Annotated in this window: 2 protein-coding genes; one reads left to right on the forward strand and one right to left on the reverse strand. The window is 36.4% G+C overall.

All coding sequences use genetic code 11. The features are described from left to right. Positions 1-478 (forward strand): 3-methyl-2-oxobutanoate hydroxymethyltransferase (locus tag DMP16_RS10060; RefSeq protein WP_185957866.1); only part of this gene is annotated, 478 nt, incomplete at its 5' end. Here the strand turns inward: DMP16_RS10060 and DMP16_RS10065 are convergent. Further along, a partial coding sequence (locus tag DMP16_RS10065) for a phosphopantothenate/pantothenate synthetase (RefSeq protein WP_185957867.1) occupies positions 457-1,182 on the reverse strand: 726 nt, incomplete at its 5' end. The genes DMP16_RS10060 and DMP16_RS10065 overlap by 22 nt on opposite strands.

The following is a 1,182-nucleotide window of genomic DNA, read 5'->3' on the forward strand; positions in this document are numbered from 1 at the left end:
AGAAGCAGTGAAGATAGAGGGTGGGGAAGAGGTTAAGGATGTGGTAAAGGCGTTAGTGAGAGCAGGAATACCAGTTATGGGACACATAGGCTTAACACCACAGAGATTTCTAAAATTGGGAGGATTTAGAACTATAGGTAAGAGTAAACAAGAGGAAGAGCAATTATTAAAGGACGCGTTAGAGCTAGAAAGTGCAGGTATATTCTCCCTAGTTATAGAAAACACATACGGGGATATCGCAAAAAGAATAACTGAAAAACTTTCAATTCCTACAATATGCATAGGAGCTGGACCATATTGTGATGGGCAAATATTAGTGATTCATGACCTTTTAGGACTTTCCGACTTCACTCCATATTTCGCTAAAGTTTACGTGAACCTTAGGCAAGTGATAGAGAGTGCAGTAAAACAATACATAGAGGATGTAAAAAATTCAAGATTTCCTGGAAAAGAAAATTATAAAGAGAGGGAAAGCTGATTTAACCTATCAGCCATAAACTTCATTGCTTCTCTCAAAATCTCCTTATTATTATACTGGGACACAATCTTCATTAATTCTTCTTCCCTTAGTTTCTTAAGTTCTTTAGCTTTTTGAACTAACTTAGGCAAAGCCCTTGTTATGTTATCAACAATTGTTATAGTAGCAGAAAGCGACGTTCTTGATAAAGGATTTAAGTCTATTGCAATAACCTTTTTCCCCATGTTGACTAATGCTTGAGTTCTATCTCCGTCCTCCAGACCTAATAATACTACATCAGCTATGTATATTCCTTGTGGACTAACTCTTCTTCTTTGGCTAAATAACTCTGGAATTGTCATTGAGGCATCTTCTCCTACACCTAGTACCTTTTTAGCATTAGCCTTATATAGCACTTCAGCTATAGCCTTCTCTCTGTCTTGATTTCTATAAAACAAGTTGACTTCTATTCTAGCATTTGTCTCCTCAGCTAGCTTCACTATATCCTCAGAAACTAAAGCAGCCATATTTCCATTGACGGAAATGACAGGTACTTTAGCTAATAATATCATTGCTACAGCAGCTTCAATAGCTTTTTCAGCAAACGGTTGAGTTTTTTCTCCGATTAAATAATCAAAACATTCTCCTCTTCCATGCGCAATTAACCCTTGTGGAACTATTATGTTATTCTCTAGTGCATCAACTAACTTCTCTCTAATTAATAA

Origin of the sequence: Sulfolobus sp. B1, from assembly GCF_007050195.1 — an archaeon.
GTDB lineage: Archaea > Thermoproteota > Thermoprotei_A > Sulfolobales > Sulfolobaceae > Saccharolobus.